At 43.9% G+C, this 20,426-nt stretch carries 20 protein-coding genes (1 of these 20 running past the window's edge); 15 read left to right on the forward strand and 5 right to left on the reverse strand.

The window, feature by feature from the left end; all coding sequences use genetic code 11:
- Positions 1–35, forward strand: partial view of a hypothetical protein gene (locus tag CIT02_RS02970; RefSeq protein WP_171824055.1) — the 3' portion only. The gene continues 139 nt to the left of window position 1, outside the view; 35 of the gene's 174 nt are visible here — the last part of the coding sequence; its start codon lies beyond the left edge, outside the window; the stop codon is at positions 33–35.
- 131 nt (positions 36–166) lie between these two features.
- Here CIT02_RS02970 and aroC read toward each other — a convergent pair whose 3' ends face one another.
- The 3 genes from aroC to CIT02_RS02985 all read right to left on the reverse strand — a co-directional run bounded on the left by aroC (position 167) and on the right by CIT02_RS02985 (position 2,383).
- Positions 167–1,258 carry a chorismate synthase gene (aroC, locus tag CIT02_RS02975; protein ID WP_277897356.1) on the reverse strand — a complete coding sequence of 364 codons (1,092 nt, stop codon included), beginning with the start codon at positions 1,256–1,258 and terminating at the stop codon, positions 167–169.
- A 143-nt stretch (positions 1,259–1,401) separates the two neighbouring features.
- Positions 1,402–1,887, reverse strand: coding sequence for a GNAT family N-acetyltransferase (locus CIT02_RS02980; RefSeq protein ID WP_231863032.1), 486 nt, complete (start codon positions 1,885–1,887; stop codon positions 1,402–1,404).
- Positions 1,868–2,383, reverse strand: a complete 516-nt coding sequence (locus CIT02_RS02985) for a GNAT family N-acetyltransferase (RefSeq protein ID WP_286679545.1) — start codon at positions 2,381–2,383, stop codon at positions 1,868–1,870. The genes CIT02_RS02980 and CIT02_RS02985 overlap by 20 nt, the downstream gene beginning before the upstream one ends.
- 276 nt (positions 2,384–2,659) lie before the next feature.
- On the opposite strand from CIT02_RS02985, the gene CIT02_RS02990 reads away from it, so the two are divergent.
- Positions 2,660–3,355: an endonuclease III domain-containing protein gene (locus CIT02_RS02990; RefSeq protein WP_048086021.1), complete on the forward strand. Its 696-nt coding sequence runs from the start codon at positions 2,660–2,662 to the stop codon at positions 3,353–3,355.
- Positions 3,356–3,417: 62 nt separating this feature from the next.
- Here the strand turns inward: CIT02_RS02990 and CIT02_RS02995 are convergent, their stop codons facing one another.
- Complete coding sequence (locus tag CIT02_RS02995; protein ID WP_292613870.1) at positions 3,418–4,623, reverse strand: PAS domain S-box protein; 1,206 nt, start codon at positions 4,621–4,623, stop codon at positions 3,418–3,420.
- A gap of 213 nt (positions 4,624–4,836) precedes the next feature.
- Between CIT02_RS02995 and hemB the strand changes: the two genes are divergently transcribed.
- The 9 genes from hemB (at position 4,837) to CIT02_RS03040 (ending at position 16,766) form a co-directional block, all read left to right on the forward strand.
- On the forward strand, positions 4,837–5,820 hold the full coding sequence (gene hemB, locus CIT02_RS03000) for a porphobilinogen synthase (RefSeq protein WP_292613872.1): 984 nt from the start codon (positions 4,837–4,839) through the stop codon (positions 5,818–5,820).
- Positions 5,821–5,834: 14 nt separating this feature from the next.
- Positions 5,835–6,779 (forward strand): triphosphoribosyl-dephospho-CoA synthase, encoded by a 945-nt coding sequence (locus CIT02_RS03005; RefSeq protein ID WP_292613874.1) that lies wholly within the window; start codon positions 5,835–5,837, stop codon positions 6,777–6,779.
- A 191-nt stretch (positions 6,780–6,970) separates the two neighbouring features.
- The gene (locus tag CIT02_RS03010) at positions 6,971–8,515 is read left to right on the forward strand and encodes a phenylalanine--tRNA ligase subunit alpha (RefSeq protein ID WP_292613876.1); all 1,545 of its coding nucleotides are present in this window, start codon (positions 6,971–6,973) and stop codon (positions 8,513–8,515) included.
- A gap of 57 nt (positions 8,516–8,572) precedes the next feature.
- Positions 8,573–9,238 (forward strand): molybdopterin-dependent oxidoreductase, encoded by a 666-nt coding sequence (locus CIT02_RS03015; RefSeq protein ID WP_292613878.1) that lies wholly within the window; start codon positions 8,573–8,575, stop codon positions 9,236–9,238.
- A gap of 58 nt (positions 9,239–9,296) precedes the next feature.
- Positions 9,297–9,527, forward strand: coding sequence for a hypothetical protein (locus CIT02_RS03020; protein WP_292613880.1), 231 nt, complete (start codon positions 9,297–9,299; stop codon positions 9,525–9,527).
- A 237-nt stretch (positions 9,528–9,764) separates the two neighbouring features.
- Positions 9,765–10,535, forward strand: coding sequence for a metallophosphoesterase (locus CIT02_RS03025; protein WP_292613882.1), 771 nt, complete (start codon positions 9,765–9,767; stop codon positions 10,533–10,535).
- A 98-nt stretch (positions 10,536–10,633) separates the two neighbouring features.
- Positions 10,634–13,213: an ATP-dependent helicase gene (locus tag CIT02_RS03030; RefSeq protein WP_292613884.1), complete on the forward strand. Its 2,580-nt coding sequence runs from the start codon at positions 10,634–10,636 to the stop codon at positions 13,211–13,213.
- Between the two features lie 149 nt (positions 13,214–13,362).
- Complete coding sequence (locus tag CIT02_RS03035; protein WP_292613885.1) at positions 13,363–15,105, forward strand: hypothetical protein; 1,743 nt, start codon at positions 13,363–13,365, stop codon at positions 15,103–15,105.
- Between the two features lie 305 nt (positions 15,106–15,410).
- Positions 15,411–16,766, forward strand: coding sequence for a glutamine synthetase family protein (locus CIT02_RS03040; RefSeq protein ID WP_292613887.1), 1,356 nt, complete (start codon positions 15,411–15,413; stop codon positions 16,764–16,766).
- A 1-nt stretch (position 16,767) separates the two neighbouring features.
- Here CIT02_RS03040 and CIT02_RS03045 read toward each other — a convergent pair whose 3' ends face one another.
- Positions 16,768–17,550, reverse strand: a complete 783-nt coding sequence (locus CIT02_RS03045) for a hypothetical protein (protein ID WP_292613889.1) — start codon at positions 17,548–17,550, stop codon at positions 16,768–16,770.
- Positions 17,551–18,015: 465 nt separating this feature from the next.
- Between CIT02_RS03045 and CIT02_RS03050 the strand changes: the two genes are divergently transcribed.
- Genes CIT02_RS03050 through CIT02_RS03065 form a run of 4 tightly spaced genes read left to right on the forward strand, consistent with a single transcriptional unit; the run spans position 18,016 to position 20,391 of the window.
- Complete coding sequence (locus CIT02_RS03050) at positions 18,016–18,831, forward strand: SRPBCC domain-containing protein (RefSeq protein ID WP_292613891.1); 816 nt, start codon at positions 18,016–18,018, stop codon at positions 18,829–18,831.
- A 56-nt stretch (positions 18,832–18,887) separates the two neighbouring features.
- Positions 18,888–19,376: an SRPBCC family protein gene (locus CIT02_RS03055; RefSeq protein ID WP_292613893.1), complete on the forward strand. Its 489-nt coding sequence runs from the start codon at positions 18,888–18,890 to the stop codon at positions 19,374–19,376.
- A 19-nt stretch (positions 19,377–19,395) separates the two neighbouring features.
- Positions 19,396–19,872, forward strand: coding sequence for a VOC family protein (locus CIT02_RS03060; RefSeq protein WP_292613895.1), 477 nt, complete (start codon positions 19,396–19,398; stop codon positions 19,870–19,872).
- A gap of 57 nt (positions 19,873–19,929) precedes the next feature.
- Positions 19,930–20,391 (forward strand): SRPBCC domain-containing protein, encoded by a 462-nt coding sequence (locus CIT02_RS03065; RefSeq protein WP_292613897.1) that lies wholly within the window; start codon positions 19,930–19,932, stop codon positions 20,389–20,391.
- Positions 20,392–20,426: the final 35 nt, after the last annotated feature.

Here is a 20,426-nt window from a genome sequence, read left to right on the forward strand (position 1 = left end):
TCAAATGTACCAAAACACCAGTGAAAAACGATTGAATATAACGTAATCTATTAAAAAAATAGGGATTTCAATTAAAAGTATTAAAGATTACAATCCCAACGAATGAAGATTAATAAAAAAGGATCTAAAAAGCTCAAAAAAAGAAATAATGCCCGTAACATGCATATCAGACATGCCGCGGGTTGATAAATCCAGATCTCATCAGGTGGTCTACCAGGACCATGGCCACCGCTGCTTCGGCCACTGGGGTTACCCGTGGACAGATACAGGGGTCGTGTCGGCCTTTTATCTGGATTTCAGTTTCTTCCATCTTCTCCAGGTCCACTGTTTTTTGCACACTGCTGATGGATGGTGTGGGTTTGACTGCCATTCGGGCTACAATGGGCATACCATTGGATATTCCTCCAACAATACCCCCAGCTGTGTTGGTGGTGGTTTTGATCTGCTCTCCTTCCAGGTAGTACTCATCATTGGTGGTACTGGCCGTTGCCTCTGCCAGCTGGAAGCCGAATCCAATTTCCACACCCTTAACTGCTCCGATTCCCATCAGTGCCCGGGCCAGATCAGCGTCGAGTTTATCAAAAACCGGTTCTCCCAGTCCCGCAGGGACATTGAAGGCTATGGTTTCCACCACACCACCCAGGGAATCTCCCTTTTCCTTGGCTTCAAGTATCTTCTTTTCCATGAGTTGGGCGGCCTTTTGGTCAGCGCAGCGCACCTGATTCTGCCCGACGTACTCTGCGAGGCGACTGTAAGCCACGTGTTGGGCTTTCACATCAGCCACTTGAGTTACATGGGCCACCACTTGAATATCCAGTTCTTTCAGGAGCTTTTTAGCCACTGCTCCCCCTATCACGTGCCCGATGGTGTTTCGGCCACTGCCCCTGCCACCTCCACGGTAGTCGTAGGTACCGTACTTGGCAGTCCAGGTGTAATCACCGTGGCCGGGTCGGGGCTTGTTCCGGAAGGGTTCATAGGCCGATGAATCAGCGTCTTTATTGTACACCACGGCAGTAATTGGAGTTCCATCAGTTTTACCTTCAAATATTCCGGAGAGAACTTCTACCTGGTCAGTTTCTCCCCGGGGAGTGGTGATTTTACTGGTTCCTGGCCTCCGGCGATCCAGTTCCCTCTGTATATCCTCAGCTGATAGTTTTAAACCTGCCGGGCAACCATCAATCACTGCTCCCAGTGCAGTGCCGTGGCTGGACCCGAAGGTGGTTACCTTGAATAAATTACCTGTGGTGTTTCCGGCCATGAATACACTTCCTAAAATCTTTAATTAAATTTGGATTGAAATAAATTAATTAAATGTGGGGTGATGAGATACATAGAATTATGGTTTTATAGCTATTTAAGTTATTATTGGAATAAAACCAAGCAAAAATTTATTGCATTCCCTCAGTCCATCCGGAATATGAATCCTGTTTTTTCTCCCCGGTCAAACCCGGCATTCTCATAAAATTTGAGTGTTTTTTCATCCTTCTTACTGGTTAGCAACATTACCTTGTAGCAGTTTTTCTCCCGAGCTATTTCCATGGCTTTCTTTAAAACTGCAGTCCCATATCCTTTATTCCGGTAATCTGGATGGGTTACCACGTTCTCTATGAGACTGTAGGGTCTTGCTGAACGGGTGAGATTCTTAATGATGGTGAGGTTACAGGATGAAACTATTCTTCCCTCCTCCTCAACAACCAGATAAAAAATGTTCTCGTCCGTGACTATTTTCTTCCAATGGTCCTTTAAAGCTGTATTTATGGTTAGTTTTGGGTCTTCGGGAATTAGATATTCGTACAAGGATAACAACTGTTCCAGTTCATCTTCTCTGATAAAACGTGCCCGGTCCATCATTATATCACTTATAACATCATTGTTTTGTTTTGGCATATAAAGCCTGGTTATAGATTTTGCCGCCTTTAATAACACTTTTTCTTAAAATACCTTCCAGTTTAAAATCATTTTTCTCCAGTATTCTCCGGGATGCAGTGTTGTGTTCAAAGGGCTTGGCAAAAATCCTTTCCAATCCTAAATCATCAAATCCATATCTTAAAATTCCTTTTATGGCCGAAGAGGTGATACCTTTTCCCCAGTAATTTTCACCTAACCAGTAACCCAGTTCAGCAGATATTCTTTCAATATCTTCACCCAGAGCAAGTCCTATGCCCCCTACTGCCTGGTTATCTATGGTGATGGCAAAGTTATGCAAGGGATCATCGCTGCGGGCTACAGTGATCCAATCTTTACCATGTTCCGGGGTGTAAGGATAGGGGAAACCATCCCTCATGTTAGCCGCAACTCGGGGGTTGTGGGCATTGACCACCAGACTGGAAAGATCCGAAGATTCCCATCTTCTTAAAAGACACTTATCACAATTAATTATCATTATTATGGCTCCTAATATTCTATTAATCACTTGCACATAAATAAATCCCCTTATTGCCTTACCACTTGCACATCTATCGGCAGCCATTATTGTATTGTGGACAAGAGCCATTACATACTTCTTCTATCCTATGGGAAATTGGTAAGGTGTTAGGTTAAAGACAGAGATTCAATAAATTAAAGACAGAAATTCAATAAAAACATGAACCAAAATGTTAAGAGTAGGATCATTAAATCTAATGATCAATTAGCAATTATTTTAAACCGGGTTTTATCCATGAAGAGATCATTATTTGGCAAAATCTATGAAAAACTCTACCATCTTTACGGTCCACAGGGTTGGTGGCCATTGATGGATCTGGAAACAGAAAATCCAGATAAAACCGGGGCTACCAAGGGATACCATCCACTGAATTATGATTTACCCCAAACCCGGAAACAACAATACGAAATCATTCTAGGGGCCATTTTAACCCAGAACACTGCCTGGACATCCGCAGAGAAAGCACTGGGAAATCTTAAAAAGTTAAATGTTCTGGATCCAGATAAACTACTATCCCTTGATGATGATACCCTAAAAGAAGCAGTTCGCCCGGCAGGATTCTTAAACCAGAAATCCATGTATCTGTTGAACATTACCCGGTTTTTCCTGGCCTTAGATGGTGAAATTCCCACTAGAAAGGAAATTTTAAGGGTAAAGGGTGTGGGGAATGAAACTGCAGATTCCATACTTTTATACGCCTATAAACAACCGGAATTTGTGATTGACACTTACACCAAACGAATCTTCAGCCATCTGGGAGTAGTGGAAGATAAAATTAGTTATATGTCTCTGAAAAAACTGTTTCAAGATAATTTAAGCCCAAATGTTCCGGTTTACCAGGAATATCATGCCCTTATAGTGGAACATGCCAAAAGATACTATCAGAAAAAGCCATACGGCATCGAATGTCCTCTTAAAAAGTTAATTTAACAGACCAATGTTTGAGGATTAACCAACCACTATGCGGGAATTAACCAACCACTATGCTGGATTTATCCCTTACGTTGCAACCTTTCCTGTTCTTTTTTAATTTTTTCCTCTAAAAGGGTGTTTTTAATCATTATTTCTTCCTGTGTCTTCATTCGCTCGGTGATATCTATGGAGAGAATGAATATTCCCTCGCTCACCGGATGAATACTGAGCTCGAACCAGGCAGTTTTTCCATCTGAATAGATGAACTTGTTATCGAAGTGATCGGAAACTCTCCCCTCCATACAACGCCTTAAAACAGCAAATAACTCTGTATCTTCAATACCAGGGTACATCTCCATCATGGTGTGGCCTAAAAGTTCCTCTTTATTGAAGTGGCCCTGGTGACTCACTGCATCGTTGACGTAGAGGTAAGTCCAATCGTAACCAATGATCTGACATCCTTCCATCATATTATCCAGTGCACTGCGGAATTTTTTTTCACTTTTAGCCAGGGCCTCCTGGAATTGTTTCAGTTCAGTTATATCCAGGAGAGACCCCACACTCTTCTTGGTACCCGGTATCATGCCGATGTCTAAATGAATGTTTTTTACCACTCCCTCCCGGTCCACGAATCTGAAATCGTAGGTCAAGGGTGCTAAGGTTGGATCAATCCTCCGGAGGCGATGGTACTCCTTCATCTTCTCCTGGTCCTCTTCAGTGATGAATTCTGTCCAGCTCTTTTTACCCTCAATTTCCTCCCGGGAGTAGCCACTCAACTTTTCAAACTCAGAATTAGCCAGGGAAATTGTGGTATCCTCCTCAATAATTACTGTTGCCGCCCCAGTGTGCTCAAAAATAGCTTCATAATAATTTTCTGATGTTTCAAATTCTTTTACTAATTCATTTTTATAAACCGTGAGTTCAATGACGTGTTTAAGTTCAAAATCATCATAGGGCTTGGTAATGTAACTAACCGGATCAGTGGACTTAGTTTTCTGGCGAATCCCATCGGAGTAGGAGGTAGTTGGAGTTAAAAATACTGCGGGCAGATCAAGTTGTTTTATTTCCCTCTGGGTTTTAATACATTCATCAGAGGCACTACCACTATCAGAGGATTTTATATCCATTAAAATAAGATCGGGCTTTGTTTCCTTAGCCAGGGTGATTGAAGTGTCACCACAACCGACTATATGAGGTACTGAATAACCTAAAGATTCTAAAAGCTGTTTAAGGGATGATGTTTTCTCCACATCATTTTCCACCAGAAGTATTTCCAGATGAGTCATTCCCTCCCCCTTATATAAGATTTATGAGAAGTTTTATTAATATTTTGCAGTATCCATAGCAAAAAGTTGCATAAACCCGGAGAAGTTTAATAATTGATGTTCAATAAATAAAGAAAGTAGAGGTGAAGAATCTAATAAGTGAATTTTTCAGTTAATTTTGAATAATTATTTATTGATTAGAAGATTATTATTTAAAGGATTATGGTGACTTAAATGAACTTTCCAACTCGTCGAATGCGTAGACTAAGAAAAACTCCCCAAATAAGGAAGATACTGAGTGAAACAACCCTCCAGGCAGAAGACTTTATTTATCCCCTTTTCATCAAGGAAGAACTGGAAGAGGGAGCTGGAGAACACATTGACACCATGCCTGGCCAGTATCGTTACAGTCTGGAAGATGCCATTGATGAAGCCAAACGTCTGGAAAAATTAGGCCTGGAATCCGTCCTGTTGTTTGGAATGCCGGAGGAAAAGGATGAACTGGGAACATCAGCCTACTCTGATGAGGGAATAGTGCAGCAGGCTGTACATCGCCTGAAAAAAGAAACCGAGTTGGTGGTCATCACTGATGTCTGTCTCTGTCAGTACACCACCCACGGCCACTGTGGGATAGTGGAAAACGGGAAGATCCTAAACGACGAAAGCCTGCGTTTACTGGCCAAAACTGCCCTGAGCCATGCGGAAGCCGGGGCAGACATAGTAGCACCCTCCGATATGATGGATGGCCGGGTGGGGGTTATTCGTGAAATGCTGGATGACGGAGGATTCCAGGATACCCTGATCATGTCCTACGCCGCTAAATATGCATCCAGTTTCTACGCACCATTCCGTGATGCAGTTTGTTCATCACCCTCCTTTGGTGACCGTAAAACCCACCAGATGAGCCCAGCCAATGTGGAAGAAGCCCTGCTGGAAGTGGAACTGGATTTAGATGAAGGGGCAGATATTATAATGGTTAAACCGGCCATGGCCTATCTGGATGTGATCCAGCGGGTTAAAGAAGAATTTAGAATGCCCACCGCCGCTTACCAGGTGAGTGGGGAGTATTCCATGCTCCGAGCAGGGATTGAAGCACAATATCTTACCAACGAAGCCATATACGAGTCCCTGTTATCCATTAAACGGGCCGGTGCAGATCTTATCATATCCCACTTTGCACCAGACTTCCTGGAAGGTAAACTGGACACCATCTGCTGATGGGGGGAAATAAAATGGAATCCAGTTATGTTTCTAAATGCGCCCAGATAGCCTCAGTACTGGAGGTGAGCGGACATCCAAAACCCGGTAATGTGCACCGCACCCAGAACTTCCCGGACATGGTATTTGAAGATTTTCTCCTCAGTGGAATAGCCATTGGAGACACCATGGCCCAAGCTGCAAAACGAGGACTTAAATACAGGGATACTCCGGATAAATGGGAGAATATCGGACTGGGAGAACTGATCCTGGAGGCCGTGACTGAAACTGACCACTGGGTGGCCAACAACACCAACTTAGGGATCGTGATGCTAACCACCCCCCTATCTGTGGTAGCGGGAATGTCTGACGAGGATAAGATTAACTGGGATACCTTTCGGGATAAAGTTGACGGAATAATAAAGTCAACCACCCCTGAAGATGCAGTTAACCTGTATAAGGCCATAAATATTGCGGATGCAGGGGGAATGGGTGAACAAGAGGAACTGGATGTGGCTGCAGAAAGTTCCCTCCAGAAACTACGTGATGACGGGGTAAACCTGTTTGATGTACTGGAGATCTCTGCCCCCTGGGACAAACTGTCCTACGAGCTCACCCATAAAATGCCGGTCACCTTCAATATTGGGTATCCTACATTTAAAGAGGTTAAATCAGGGTACCAGCTCAACCAGGCCACAGTGCAGACCTTCCTCACCATATTGTCCCGGGTACCAGACACCCTCATCAGCCGTAAATTTGGGGACAAAAAGGCACAGGAAGTATCAGAACAGGCCCGGTATATACTGGATCAAGGGGGAATGTTGACCAGTGAGGGAAGGGCAGGTGTGGAAAAATTCGACCAGGAATTAATTGACCGTGGTTTAAACCCCGGCACCACCGCAGATTTCACTGCTTCCTCCATTATGGTTTCCTATCTTGATGGCTACCATGACTATAAAACCAAGTTAGGAAATAAATAAAAGGGTATTCTGGTTGAAGTTTCAGGGCAAAAATATTGAAATGATTTTTTAGTTACCCTGAAATATTTAAAATTAAATCATAACCAGTACCCGGGAAATAATTCCTATAAAAATAACCCGTGGTAATTCATATAATAAATTCTTAAATAAATGAAATTCATCCACAGTATCAACTAAATTCGAGGTTCAAAATGTTAGATAAGATCATCAATGAAATGCACCTCTACGAAAAGAAAGTCCTGAAGGCAGTAGGGGAAGTAGGAGGACAGGCCATACCGGAAGATGTGGCTCGAAGTACTGATTTAGATATAAAACAGGTTATGAGTGCTGCGGGAGCACTGGAATCCAAAGGAATCATAGAAATAGAACGTGATGTAGAGGAAGTGCTGAGCCTCGGTCCTTCGGGAGCCACCTACGCCCAGGAAGGATTACCAGAAAGGAAGATCCTGGAAGCACTACACCAGGAACACACCATCCACATGAAGGATCTGGCCCAAAAATCAGACATTGACCCTTCCGAGGTTAAAATAGCCATTGGATGGATTATGAAGAAAGGATGGGCAGTCCTGGATAAGGGTAACGTTACCATAACCCCTGAGGGAGAGAAGGCCCTGAAAAAGCCAGGTATTGATGAAGTGCTCCTCAAGACCATCATGGACTCCACCAAAATACTCACCCTGGGCGGTTTATCCAACTCACTGAATGAAGGTTTCAATCTACTTAAAAAAAGGAAAGGACTTATTAATTTAAATAAAAATTCAAGCTACACCCTCACCGTGACAAGTAAGGGTGAAGAAATACTGGAACATGGTTTCCAGATACGTGAGGAAGCCACCCAGCTTACCCACCAGCAACTTAAAACTGATTCCTGGAAGGACCTACACTACCGTGGTTACGATGTACAGGCGGAGCATCCCCTCATATTCCCCGGTAAGATGCACCCCCTGCAGCGCACCATACAGGAGATCCGGCGCATATTCCTGAACCTGGGCTTCATGGAGACCCGGGGCACCATTCTGGAATCAGCTTTCTGGAACTTCGACTGCCTCTTCCAACCCCAAGACCATGCTGCCCGGGAAATGCAGGATACTTTCTATGTTAAATCACCTCTAACCACTGATTTACCCTCCGAGGATATGGTGGGAAGGGTAAGTCAGGTTCATGAAGATGGTGGTGACACTGGCAGTGAAGGATGGGGCTACCACTGGGACGTGGATGTAGCCCGCCAATCCGTGCTTAGAACCCACACCACCTGTGTATCAGCCCGTTACCTTGCTGAAAATGAACCGCCCCTGAAGATGTTCTCAGTGGGTCGTGTTTTTCGCAGGGAAACCATAACCTACAAGCACCTCCCTGAATTCCACCAGGTAGAGGGTATTGTGGCTGCAGAGGAGATAAACTTCAAGAACCTCCTGGGAATAATCAAGGAATTTTACCACCAGATGGGCTTTGAAGTCCGCTTCCGTCCGGCCTACTTCCCCTACACCTATCTATCTACCGAGTGTGAGATCTACCTCCCAGAGAAGGAAAGCTGGATTGAACTGGGGGGATCGGGGATGTTCCGTCCGGAGGTACTGGAACCACTGGGAATAGAAACACCGGTAGCTGCCTTTGGGCTGGGAATTGAAAGACTGGCCATGATACAATTGGGAATCAAAGATATTAGGCAGTTATATCAGAGTGACCTGGGATGGCTGCGTAATTTACCAGTAACCCAGACCTACAGTCAAAAGTAGATTTTAAAAAAATTAAACTATTAAACTGGAATTTCAAAATTCCAGAGGGGGAAAGGGATGATAAAACAGTACATTGCCCTGGCGGCCATAGTTATTATCATGGTAGTGGCCACGGTCATCAGCCTGGATATCCTCCCTGACTCTACTATCCCCCTAAGTTCGGTAGAAGTAACGGAATATCAAGGCCAAAAATTATCTTCAGCCAGCGATTTTCGTGAAAACTCTATTAAAGGTCCCCAGTATGTGGATACTACCAGTTACCATCTGGAAGTAGATGGACTGGTGGCCAACCCCCGTAATTATACTTACGACCAGGTCAAGAATTTCCAGAACTATCAGAAAGTGGTTAAACTGGACTGTGTGGAAGGGTGGAGTGTGAACATACTATGGCAGGGCGTATTGGTAAAAGACATCCTTAATGAAGCCCATCCATTACCCCAGGCAAACACGGTTATCTTTTATGCAGTTGATGGTTATTCCACTTCTTTTCCCCTGGAATATCTCCAGAACAACCAGATAATAATGGCCTACCAAATGAACAATGCCACCCTTTCTCCAGAGAGGGGATTTCCCTTCCAGCTGGTGGCCGAGAGTAAATGGGGTTACAAATGGATAAAGTGGATAAAGCGTATTGAATTATCCGACAACTCCAGTTACCAGGGTTACTGGGAAAGTAGGGGCTATTCAATGAGTGGTAATCTCAATGAAAGCTTTTTGAAGTGATTATAATTATCCTGACTTTAATAACCATTTTATAAGAATTATTAGGAGAGTTATGTAAATGGACAGGAAAACCACCAAAAAGGCGGTTCATCTTATTTTGATAATCCTGATAGTGGTGGTTATTGTCTCCGGCCTGGGAATAACCTATTACCGGAGCATAGAGCATATCACTGGAGGATTACTGGATAAAACCCTTTCTTTCCAGCTACACACCCTACTATTTTTGCCTTTCCTCCTGGTGCTCCTTGTACACCTGTTTTTTTCATGGTTATGGCCTAAAAAAAAGTGAAGATAGTGGGAGAACACCACTAGGGAACACTTAAAACCATGAAGGACCAATAGAATACTATAAATATCAGGTCCCGAATTATAGATGATATATTAATATTGAAACACTTACCATTTGAACCAATTACACATGTAGAATAATTTTTAACACTCCTAACCCCCATTATTACCCGATTTTTAAAGATTTTTTTTTATTGATGTTACCTTTATGGATATTCTTATAATTTAGAGGATGATTATGGTTTCCAGTAACATATTTGGCGCCCGAATCCTGGATCTGGCCCTGGAAGTTGAGGATCACCTGATAATATCTGATCTTCACCTGGGATATGAGGAAGCACTGAACTACCAGGGTTTGATGATACCAAAATTCCAGTATCCCAAGATAATCCAGAGGATGGAAGAAATCCATTCCCGTAGCGAATGCTCTCGTATAATCATCAACGGTGACTTGAAACACGAATTCGGGAAAATAAACCGCCAGGAATGGAAGGAAACTCTTAAATTCATAGATTACCTTCAGGAACGATTCCAGGAAATAATCCTCATCAAGGGAAACCACGACCCCCTGACGCCCATAATTGCCCAGAAAACCGGACTGGAGGTTTATGGCAACTATTCAACCGGTAACTTCCAGGTAATACATGGGGACAGGATCCCAGAAAAATGGGATGAAATTAAAGAAGAAAATATTGTAATTGGTCATGAACACCCTGCAGTGGGAATTCGAAGTGGAGAACGGATAGAAAAAATTAAATGTTTCCTGGCCGGGAATTTTCGGGATAAAAATTTGATTGTGATGCCCTCCTTTAACTTCATAACCGAAGGTTCTGATGTTCTCCATGAAAAACTACTATCACCATTTTTAAAAGAGATGAAACATGATGAAATGGAAGTTTTCGGTGTTGAAAAATTTGAAACCTTTTACTTCGGAAAAATAAGTCATCTTCTGAAGGTTCAACCAGAACCATACCACTATGACTCTCATTTTATTGATTTTAAATCATGAACTCTTTTAAATCATGAAAACCGTTAATTTTCATTCGTAAACTTAAAAAATTCTCTTAAACTTAATAAACACCATACTAACTGAAAGTATTAGATAAAATGATAACCAAACAGGAAAAAAAATATTCTGATAAAGATATTTACAAAATATTACACCCCTGGGCCAGGGAATGGTTCCAGGGAAAGTTTGAGACTTTTTCTGAGGCACAACGCCAGTCCATAGTGGACATTCACCAGGGAAAGAATGTGCTGGTCTCCTCACCCACTGGTTCCGGTAAAACCCTCACTGCCTTTCTCTCCATAATCAGCGAACTCACCCGCCTGGCAGACCAGGAGATACTGGAGGACCGGGTTTACTGTCTGTACATCTCCCCCCTCAAGGCCCTGGATAACGATATTGAAAAGAACCTGGAGGAACCCCTGAGTGAGATCGAAAATATCGCCGGGCGCAAACTGGGAATACGCAAAGCAGTACGAACTGGAGATACCACCCAGTACCAGCGATCAAAGATGCTTAAAACTCCACCACACATCCTCATAACCACCCCTGAATCCCTCTCCATCCTACTCTGTGCACCCAAGTTCCGGGAGAAACTATCCAAAGTCCGATACGTGATAATAGATGAAATACACTCACTGGCCGAGAACAAAAGAGGTGTGCACCTCAGCCTGAGTCTGGAGCGGCTGGAACACCTCACCGGAGGATTTGTTCGCATCGGACTCAGTGCCACAGTTCACCCTCTGGAGAGGATGGCTGAATTTTTGGTGGGTTACGCCTATGGTCAGCCACGAGATTGCCTCATTGTGGATGTCAATTACCTTAAACAGCTGGATATGGAGGTTATCTGCCCGGTTAAGGACATAATAGCCACCGAACCTGACGAAACCTACAAGGCCATGTACCGGATGCTCCATGATCTTATCCAGGAGCACCAGACTACCCTTATCTTCACCAACACCCGTAGTGGTACGGAGAGTGTGGTCTTTAACCTGAAGAAAAGGTACCCTGGCAGTTATAATGACCATAACATTATGGCCCACCACTCCAGCCTCTCCAAAGAGCTGCGTCTAGAAGCCGAAAACAAGTTAAAGGAGGGAAAACTGAAAGTGGTGGTTTCTTCCACCAGTCTGGAACTGGGGATAGACATTGGTTACATTGACCTGGTGATACTGGTATCCAGTCCCAAATCCGTCTCCCGGGCCTTGCAGAGGATAGGTCGAAGTGGGCATCAGCTGCATGAGAAGTCCAAGGGGAAAATGATGGTGGTAGACCGTGACGATCTGGTGGAATGTGCACTCATACTGAAAAACGCCCTGGAAGGTAAGATCGATGAGATACACATCCCGGAAAACTGTTTGGATGTACTGTCCCAGCAGATATATGGTATGGCCATTGAACAGCGCTGGGATCTGGATGAAGCTTTCCAGCTTATCCGGGGAAGTTATCCCTACCGTGAACTCTCGGAAGATGATTATAAAAGTGTACTGAGCTACCTGGCCGGGGAGTACACCCGCCTGGAAGATCGTTACGTTTACGCCAAGATATGGGTGGACTGGGATGAAAACCGCATGGGTCGAAGGGGTAAACTGGCCCGAATGCTCTACTCCACCAACATTGGAACCATACCCGACCGCAGCGCTGCCGTGGTTAAATGCAGTGGTGAAGTGGTGGGACATATTGAAGAAGACTTCATGGAGAAACTGAAAAAAGGGGATAGTTTTGTGCTGGGTGGCCGTATCTACCGTTTCAATTATGCCCGGGGAATGAGTGTCAATGTCAGCCCGGCCTCAGGTCCCCCTACCATTCCCTCCTGGTTCTCGGAACAACTACCCCTATCCTTTGATCTGGCACTGTCCATCCAGAAATTCCGGGAAATACTGGAGTGGGAATTTAAAAAAGGTCAGAATAAAAAGGATATTATCCAGTTCATACACCAGTACCTCTACGTGGATGAGAATGCCGCCCACTCCATATACCAGTACTTCCGGGAACAGTACCTCTATGCCCTAGTCCCCCACCTTAAAACCCTCCTGGTAGAATACTACACTGGTTTTGGGGGCCGTAAATTCGTGGTGTTCCACACCCTCTTCGGGAGAAGGGTTAACGATGCCCTCAGCCGGGCCCTGGCCTATGTTATCGCCCGGAGATACCGCCACGATGTGATGATCTCCATCTCCGACAACGGATTTTACCTATCCAGTGAAGGGAAAATTGGAGCCCTGGAGGCCTTTCAGGAACTAACCCCTGAAAATCTGGATGAATACCTTAAAGAAGCAATTGACCGTACTGAAACACTGGCCGGGCGTTTCCGGCATTGTGCAGGGCGTTCACTCATGATCCTGCGGCGCTACAAAGGACGGGAAAAATCTGTGGGGCGCCAGCAGGTTAGGGGTAAAATCCTCCTGAAGTTCGTGAAGGAACTGGATCCCAACTTCCCCATACTCAAGGAAGCCCGCCGAGAGGTTATGGAGGATTTTATGGATGTGAATAACGCCCGGAAAGTTTTAGAACTCTTAGAAAATGGTAAAATGGAGATTAAACAGATTAACACCAAAATACCATCCCCTTTCGCCTTCAACCTGGTATCACAGGGTTATCTGGATGTTCTGAAGTACGAAGAGAGGATAGAGTTCATCCGCAGGATGCACCAGGCCATCATTAAGGAGATTGATGGCTAAATCACTATTTTTTATTATTTTATTCCCCTTCCGCATAGTTTAACATCTTTTTTTACAACTTCCGAACAGTTCGGAGAAAAAGTTATTGCTTACTTAAGACAAAATACATTATGGAACTTAACATTTTAGTGGGCATAAAGGAGGTGAAAATGTTGGAAACTTTCCAAATAAACAAAAACCACCTTTTATTTCTAATTTTATTAATCTCAGCCCTGGGTGTATTTTCACTGGTTAACCCGGTCAGTGCCAACGGTGCCCCGGCCGATGTATACGTGGCCACCGATGGAATTGATGACCCTTCGCGGGGAACAGAAACTGAACCATTCCTGACCATAAGTTACGGTGTAGCCAATGTCAACGACGCCGGTACAGTACACCTTGCCCCTGGAACATACGACAATAGTCAAGACTATGACCTAACTATAACTAAAGACGTGACTATCCAGGGAGCTGGACCAGACCAAACTAAGATTGATGCCGGGCTGTCAAATGCTGGATTTTCAGTGAGTACCGGGAAAACAGTGACCTTCCAAGACCTGAAGATCCAGGATTGTCTAAACAGTGTAGGTGCCGGGATCTACAACAACCCCGGAGCTACCCTGAACATCCAAAACTGTGTCTTTCTAAACAACCACGCCACAGTAAATGGTGGAGGCATCTACAACAACGGGGGGACTGTGAATATTGCCAATAGCCAATTCAACAGTAATCTTGCAGGTTCTGGTGATTTTGGTGGGGCAATTTACAACTCCAACGGAGTTCTGACCATAACCAACACCATATTCAATGGTAACCAGGCTGAAATTGATGGTGGGGCTATTTGCAGTCACGCGGGGACTACAACCATTACGGGATGTACTTTCACCAACAACCATGCCGGTGATGATGGGGGAGCCATATACAACAGTGGCACCATGACCATAACCGGTAGTACCATTGAACATAACACTGCTGGAGTAAACAGTGGAAACGGTGGTGGAATAACCAACTATGGCCAGTTAGATATAACTGACAGTAGTGTGAGTTACAATACTGCTCAGGGCGACAGTGGGGCCATTGAAAACCGGGGCACCCTGACCGTGACCCGCTCCCAATTTAACTACAACACTGGCGATTATGGAGGGGCAATATACAACTACCTTGAAGCCCTGACTGTCAAAGACAGTACCTTCAACCACAACCACGCCCGAGATGCGGGTGGAGCAATATACAACCAGGGAACTTTAGAAGTGACTGGCAGCACCATCGCCTACAACATCGCTGATTACGAAAGTGGAGGCATACATAACTACAATGGTTACGAAGATGTTATGGTGAACTTCAACCGCATAGTAGGCAACACCCCCAACGCTATTAGATCCAGAGATCTCATTGACATCCAGTACAACTGGTGGGGATCTAACCTTCCGGACTTCAACACCCTCATTGATGGAGTGGCTGATTATGAACCCTGGCTAGTTATGAGATACAATGCCAATCCCATCACCATCCTGCAGGGTGGAACATCAACCCTTACTGCTGATCTAAGGTACGATTCAGATGGAACATTCCACTTACCATCGTTAGGACACCTTCCAGACGGGACACCGGTAACCTTTACCACCTCTCTGGGTAATGTGGGCAGTAAATCCATAACTGTGGGAACCTTATCTGGAGTGGCCACAGCCATACTACGTGGTGATGAAGCAGCAGGGGAAGCACTAATTTCCATACTGCTGGATAGTCAGTCCCTGACCGGAACTGTGATCATAACCCCTGTGGCCCAGGCAGCAAGTACCACTACTACTGCTGGCCGGACCATTGGCATGCAGAGCACTGGAATACCCTTAGCTACCCTATTAATAGCAGGGCTAATGATATTGGGAGGTATGATAATCCCTAAACGCCATTAACATCCCCTTTTTATTTTTTTAGGGATTTTTCATATTTTTTTAAATGAGTTATGACTATTTTTAATGTTACCCTCCGGTTAAAAATCTGTCCGGTTTATTACGATGAAAATCAGCACCAAGGTTTATCACAGTGAAAATCAGCACCAAATATTGCCAAAAGTATTTCCCTTGGTGAGAATCTATTAAAAGCAGGACTTATGAAATGCAATCTAAGTGATCCCATCCGAAAGGGGATTAGTACCTTAGGGATGAATATATTTTCAGAAGATTGAGCATCAAGATAATAAGCCACAGGTGAAGGCATAATGAAAAATAAGAAGACACCAGGGTTGAAACCCCAATTCATAAGGGTGGTATGGTGTGATAATGCCAATATCATCCGGGGAAAAGCAGTTCATGTGGATTCAGTTAAGGATCAGGAAGTATCAGTGGGTATTTCCCGTGGCCAGCAGGGCGTTCCAGTGATGTATGATGGTGTAGTGGCTGAATCTGGACTGGATCCCGTGGGTGAAATAACACTCCGGGGAGATATGGCCACATTAACACCCTTATCCTACGCTCCAGGTCATTTCAGGGTTATGGGAGACATGTTGCAGGATGGGAAAGTATGGGAAAACTGTCCACGCGGTTTTTTAAAGAAAATGATCAGGGCCCTGGAAGAGAATGGTTTGAAGGTTAAAGCATCCTTTGAAAACGAGTTCTACCTCCTAAAAAAGAGTATAACTCAAAATGATGGGAATGCTAAAAACAATAATCATCCCTTTTACCAGCCAGCAGATTTTACTCCTTTTGCATCCACCCAATCCATGGATTTAAACCATCCAGTTATTATGGACATAGTTGAATCCTTAATTACCCAGAACATTACTGTGGAACAGTATTATCCTGAATCCGGGCCGGGTCAACAGGAAATAACCATGGGGTACTCTGATGCACTGCCGGCTGCCGATAACCAAGTTATATTCCGGGAGACAGTTAAGGCCATTGCCCCTCAACATGGGTTAATAGCCTCCTTCCTGCCTAAGATTTTCCCGGATAAGGCTGGAAGCGGGTGCCACTTGCACCTCAGCCTGTGGAAGGATGATGAAAACATTTTACCGGACCATGACACAGAATATGGTATTGGTGAAACTGCTCAAGCATTTATAGCAGGCATACTGCACCATTTACCGGCACTGATGGCTCTAACCACACCAATACCCCGATCTTACCGCAGGATAAGACCCCACATGTGGAGTGGGGCCTTCCAGTCCTGGGGTTTCAATAACCGTGAGGCCGCAATCAGGGTGATCCAGGGAGAAGAGGGTAAAATAAAACATTTTGAATTGAAAACTGTGGATGCAGCTTCCAATCCTTACCTGGCCCTGGGTGCAGTTATAGCCGCAGGCCTAAATGGTATTCAAGAGAATATGACGTTGACTGAACCAGTACAAAAGGACCCAGCCACTCTTTCACCAGAGGAACGGGATGAAAAGGGAATTATACCACTCCCCGGGAATCTGGGAGAAGCACTTGAGGCATTAAGGAAGGATAGGACTATATCCAATGCCATGGGGCCTGAACTTTCCAAGTCATATCTGGCAGTGAAGAATAAAGAATATGAAGACTTGCAGGCCATGCATTCCCAGAAGGAAGTTGAACTGTTACTGGAAAAATATTAATTTACAGGGAAATTTTTACAGGGTGAATTTGTGGTTCCCGGTAAATGGATTCTATCAGTTTCTCTGCATGGGCCACCTGATGGGTTTGGCCACTTACTGCCAGCCAGATGGAACCCTCGGCACCGGCCACACCACCGGCAGCCACCAGTTCGGCCCGGGCACCGGTTAAACTGGATATAGTATCTATTTCCGTGAAAACCTCACCTACTACCGGTAACAGGCGGGGACCTTCTGTTCCCGGGGAGTTAATTCTCAGGACAAGTTCATCCAGATCAGTATCCACCCTTTTCTCCAGCCCCACCGGCAGAATCAGACGTACCCTGCGGCCTACCACTGCCTGTAGGGCTGCCCCAATGGTTCCCGCTTGCGGATGGCCAATGTAGATAGCAGCCTTCTTTTCAGGAAGTTGCAGGGCATTGGCACCCTTCAGTATCACATCACCCTCTTTAAGGTCGCCAACAACATCAAATATGGTTAAACCTTTCTTCCACACACCATCCACTATGACCACATCACCTGGAAACCCAGTTTCGTCTTTAAGTCGGCCAGACTTACTGATTAAACCAGCAGAAGGCAGGACGATCCCCCTGAAGAACCTTTCCCTGGAAAATCCTTCCTGTTGACCGAGGAATGTTAAAATCTCTTCTGCCACGTACCCATTGGTTGTTCCGGCGATTATAACCAGGGTCCCTGATTTTAAGGCAGATTTGATGGAGGGATAGTCCACCAATGCCCGGGCTATGAGTCTCTTACCTGCTGCAGGAGTGATTAAAAACTGTTTCATAACTAAACCTCCATTTTCTCAATTTTCATATATTTCCCCGTTACCGGCTTATTTTTAGCCACAAATATCATGAAATTTAGCCCCAAATCATGAAAAATTTTTTTATTTTTTATCTACCATATTTTACCTTAAATAATGATTTTACGTTAAATGAAGATTTATTATCTTGTTTAAGTCATGTCAAGGAAATATATCATATATCAGAATTTTTATCATTCTTTATTACTAATGTTTTTGTATTTCTGGTTAATGTTTGGACTATTTTTTGTATTTTAGATAATGGAAATCTAATTATTCTAAAATAAATATAGTGTATTACGGTGTGACAATATGATTTAGAATGCTTCATTGCTATGATGAATGATTTAATCAGGAGTTATTAGATTCACAATGAGTTGAAAAAGGGGATTTAAAATAATTTAAAGATTGTTTATTCATTTCTTAGTTAAAAAGAGGTGTTAGAGCATGCCCAAAGTTATTCATTTTGAGATACCAGCAGAAGAACCAGAAAGAGCAGTAGAATTCTATAGAAAAGTTTTCGGATGGAAAATAGATAAATGGGCTGGTGAATTAGATTATTGGCTGGTGGAAGCTGGTGAAGAGGATGAACCCGGAATCAATGGGGCTATAAAACCAAAAGAATTTGGTTCTATGATTAGTGATGTCATCAGTATTGATTCCTACGATGAATTTGCCCGGAAAATTGAAGCGGAAGGAGGGGAGATGTTGACCGAAAAGATGACCATCCCCGATATGGGGTACACCGGATCCTTCCAGGACACCGAGGGAAATGTTATGGCCATAATAGAAGTTACCATGTTATTTATAACTCGTACATTCCATGCTCCTCTGGAGAGGGTTTGGGAGGCCTGGACCAACCCTGAGGCTATTAAAAAATGGTGGGGCCCAAGAGGGTACACCACGCCGGTGGTAAAGAATGACTTTATGGTGGGAGGCTCTTCGCTGTACAGCATGCGATCACCGGAAGGCCAGGACATCTGGAGCACCGGTGTTTATAAGGATATAGTTCCCATGGAGCGGATTGTATCCACAGATAGTTTCGCTGATGCAGATGGTAATGTGGTTCCAGCTTCTCACTACGGAATGAACGGAGACTGGCCATTGGAGTTGATGGTGACGGTGATATTCCAGGAAAAAAATGGTAAGACCCACCTCACTCTGCAGCACACTGGCTTCCCGGACAATCAAAATAAGACTTTAGCTGAAGCTGGTTGGAATGAATCCCTGGATAAGCTCGCTGAATATCTTGTCAAAGTTTAAATATGGTTTGTTCAAATTTTGAGGGTATTAACATATATCATAAATGGGTGATTAATGTGGCTAAAAATATGGCTAAAATTATGGCAGAACCCGGAAAACTGGAAATATTTATAGAAAGAGAGTTTGAAGCTCCACGAGAACTTGTTTTTAAAGCGTTAACCGATCCAGAACTTTATACACAATGGATAGGTCCCCGTGGATTTAGCACAAACATTGAAACATTTGAACCTCGAAATGGTGGCTCCTGGCGGTTCATTCAGATAGATCAAGAGGGCAATGAGTTTGTATTTCATGGGGTGTATCATGAAGTTAGTCCCGAGAGAATCATCAGTACCTTTGAGTTTGAAGGTCTTCCAGAACCCGGTCATGTTCTTCTGGACACGTTGAAACTCGAAGAATTATCTGGTAATCGGACCAAATTAACTGACCAATCTGTCTTCCAATCTGTTGAGGATCGGGATGGCATGATGCAATCCGGGATGGAACAAGGGATAGATGAGTCTTATGAACGTCTGGATGAAGTGCTGGAGAAGATGAAGAAATAGTTAACAGGAGGGATTGAAAATGCAAAAGATTGTACCATTCTTATGGTTTGAGGATAGTAAAGCTGAAGAGGCAGTTAAGTTCTATATCTCCATTTTCAAAAATTCAAAGATAGTAAATACTGTGCGATACGGGAAATCAGGCCCAGGACCGGAAGGATCGGTTATGTCGATTATTTTCCAGCTCGAAGGACAGGATTTTTATGCATTAAATGATAATCCTCAATTCAAATTTAATGAAGCTTTGTCGTTATTCGTGAACTGTGATACTCAGGAAGAAATTGACAGGTTGTGGGAGAAGCTTAAAGAGGGGGGAATGGAACTGGGACCCGGTTGGGTTAAGGATAAATTTGGTTTAGCCTGGCAAATCATTCCTCATCTATTAGGTGAATACTTAAGTGACTCAGACCCCGAGAAATCCCAGAGAGTGATGAAGGCCATGATGCAGATGTATAAAATGGATATAAATAAGTTAAAGCAGGCGTATGAGGGAAGATAGCCTGATAAATCAGAAGAGATAAAATAAAATAGCTATGCACAAAGGAGTGTTTGATTTATGGAAAAACTGGATTTCCCAATAGTTATAGATGCACCACGGAAAAAAGTGTGGGAAGTGATGCTGGGAGAGAAAACATATCCCCTATGGACTGCTGTGTTTATGCCCGGCTCTCATTTTGTGGGCGACTGGAGTGAGGGAAGTAAGATGCTTTTTCTCGCACCGGATGAGTCGGGAAAGCTATCCGGCACTGTATTCCGAGTTAAAGAGAATAAGCCTTACGAATTCTTATCAATTGAAAACATTGGTATGGTAAAGGATGGCAAAGAAGATATTAGCAGTAAAGAGGCTACGGTGTATGCTGGTGCCCTTGAAAACTACACTTTAAAAGAGTTAGATGGTTCCACTGAAGTTCTGATTGAACAATTTCCAGTTATGGATATACCCCCGGATTATAAAAAAATGTACCAGAACATGTGGCAGGAAGCCCTGAAAAAGCTTAAAGACCTGGTTGAAAAATAGAAAAGAATAGATTTATGGAATGCATGGATTTAATG

The sequence above is a fragment of the Methanobacterium sp. BAmetb5 genome, assembly GCF_003491305.1.
GTDB lineage: Archaea > Methanobacteriota > Methanobacteria > Methanobacteriales > Methanobacteriaceae > Methanobacterium.

What these genes read in the sequence shown, in the direction of transcription:
- aroC (WP_277897356.1), bottom strand. Translation starts at nt 1,258, where the DNA reads ATGGCCGGAAACACCACAGGTAATTTATTCAAGGTAACCACCTTCGGG.
- CIT02_RS02980 (WP_231863032.1), bottom strand. Translation starts at nt 1,887, where the DNA reads ATGCCAAAACAAAACAATGATGTTATAAGTGATATAATGATGGACCGG.
- CIT02_RS02985 (WP_286679545.1), bottom strand. Translation starts at nt 2,383, where the DNA reads ATGATAATTAATTGTGATAAGTGTCTTTTAAGAAGATGGGAATCTTCG.
- CIT02_RS02990 (WP_048086021.1), top strand. Translation starts at nt 2,660, where the DNA reads ATGAAGAGATCATTATTTGGCAAAATCTATGAAAAACTCTACCATCTT.
- CIT02_RS02995 (WP_292613870.1), bottom strand. Translation starts at nt 4,623, where the DNA reads ATGACTCATCTGGAAATACTTCTGGTGGAAAATGATGTGGAGAAAACA.
- hemB (WP_292613872.1), top strand. Translation starts at nt 4,837, where the DNA reads ATGAACTTTCCAACTCGTCGAATGCGTAGACTAAGAAAAACTCCCCAA.
- CIT02_RS03005 (WP_292613874.1), top strand. Translation starts at nt 5,835, where the DNA reads ATGGAATCCAGTTATGTTTCTAAATGCGCCCAGATAGCCTCAGTACTG.
- CIT02_RS03010 (WP_292613876.1), top strand. Translation starts at nt 6,971, where the DNA reads ATGTTAGATAAGATCATCAATGAAATGCACCTCTACGAAAAGAAAGTC.
- CIT02_RS03015 (WP_292613878.1), top strand. Translation starts at nt 8,573, where the DNA reads ATGATAAAACAGTACATTGCCCTGGCGGCCATAGTTATTATCATGGTA.
- CIT02_RS03020 (WP_292613880.1), top strand. Translation starts at nt 9,297, where the DNA reads ATGGACAGGAAAACCACCAAAAAGGCGGTTCATCTTATTTTGATAATC.
- CIT02_RS03025 (WP_292613882.1), top strand. Translation starts at nt 9,765, where the DNA reads ATGGTTTCCAGTAACATATTTGGCGCCCGAATCCTGGATCTGGCCCTG.
- CIT02_RS03030 (WP_292613884.1), top strand. Translation starts at nt 10,634, where the DNA reads ATGATAACCAAACAGGAAAAAAAATATTCTGATAAAGATATTTACAAA.
- CIT02_RS03035 (WP_292613885.1), top strand. Translation starts at nt 13,363, where the DNA reads ATGTTGGAAACTTTCCAAATAAACAAAAACCACCTTTTATTTCTAATT.
- CIT02_RS03040 (WP_292613887.1), top strand. Translation starts at nt 15,411, where the DNA reads ATGAAAAATAAGAAGACACCAGGGTTGAAACCCCAATTCATAAGGGTG.
- CIT02_RS03045 (WP_292613889.1), bottom strand. Translation starts at nt 17,550, where the DNA reads ATGAAACAGTTTTTAATCACTCCTGCAGCAGGTAAGAGACTCATAGCC.
- CIT02_RS03050 (WP_292613891.1), top strand. Translation starts at nt 18,016, where the DNA reads ATGCCCAAAGTTATTCATTTTGAGATACCAGCAGAAGAACCAGAAAGA.
- CIT02_RS03060 (WP_292613895.1), top strand. Translation starts at nt 19,396, where the DNA reads ATGCAAAAGATTGTACCATTCTTATGGTTTGAGGATAGTAAAGCTGAA.
- CIT02_RS03065 (WP_292613897.1), top strand. Translation starts at nt 19,930, where the DNA reads ATGGAAAAACTGGATTTCCCAATAGTTATAGATGCACCACGGAAAAAA.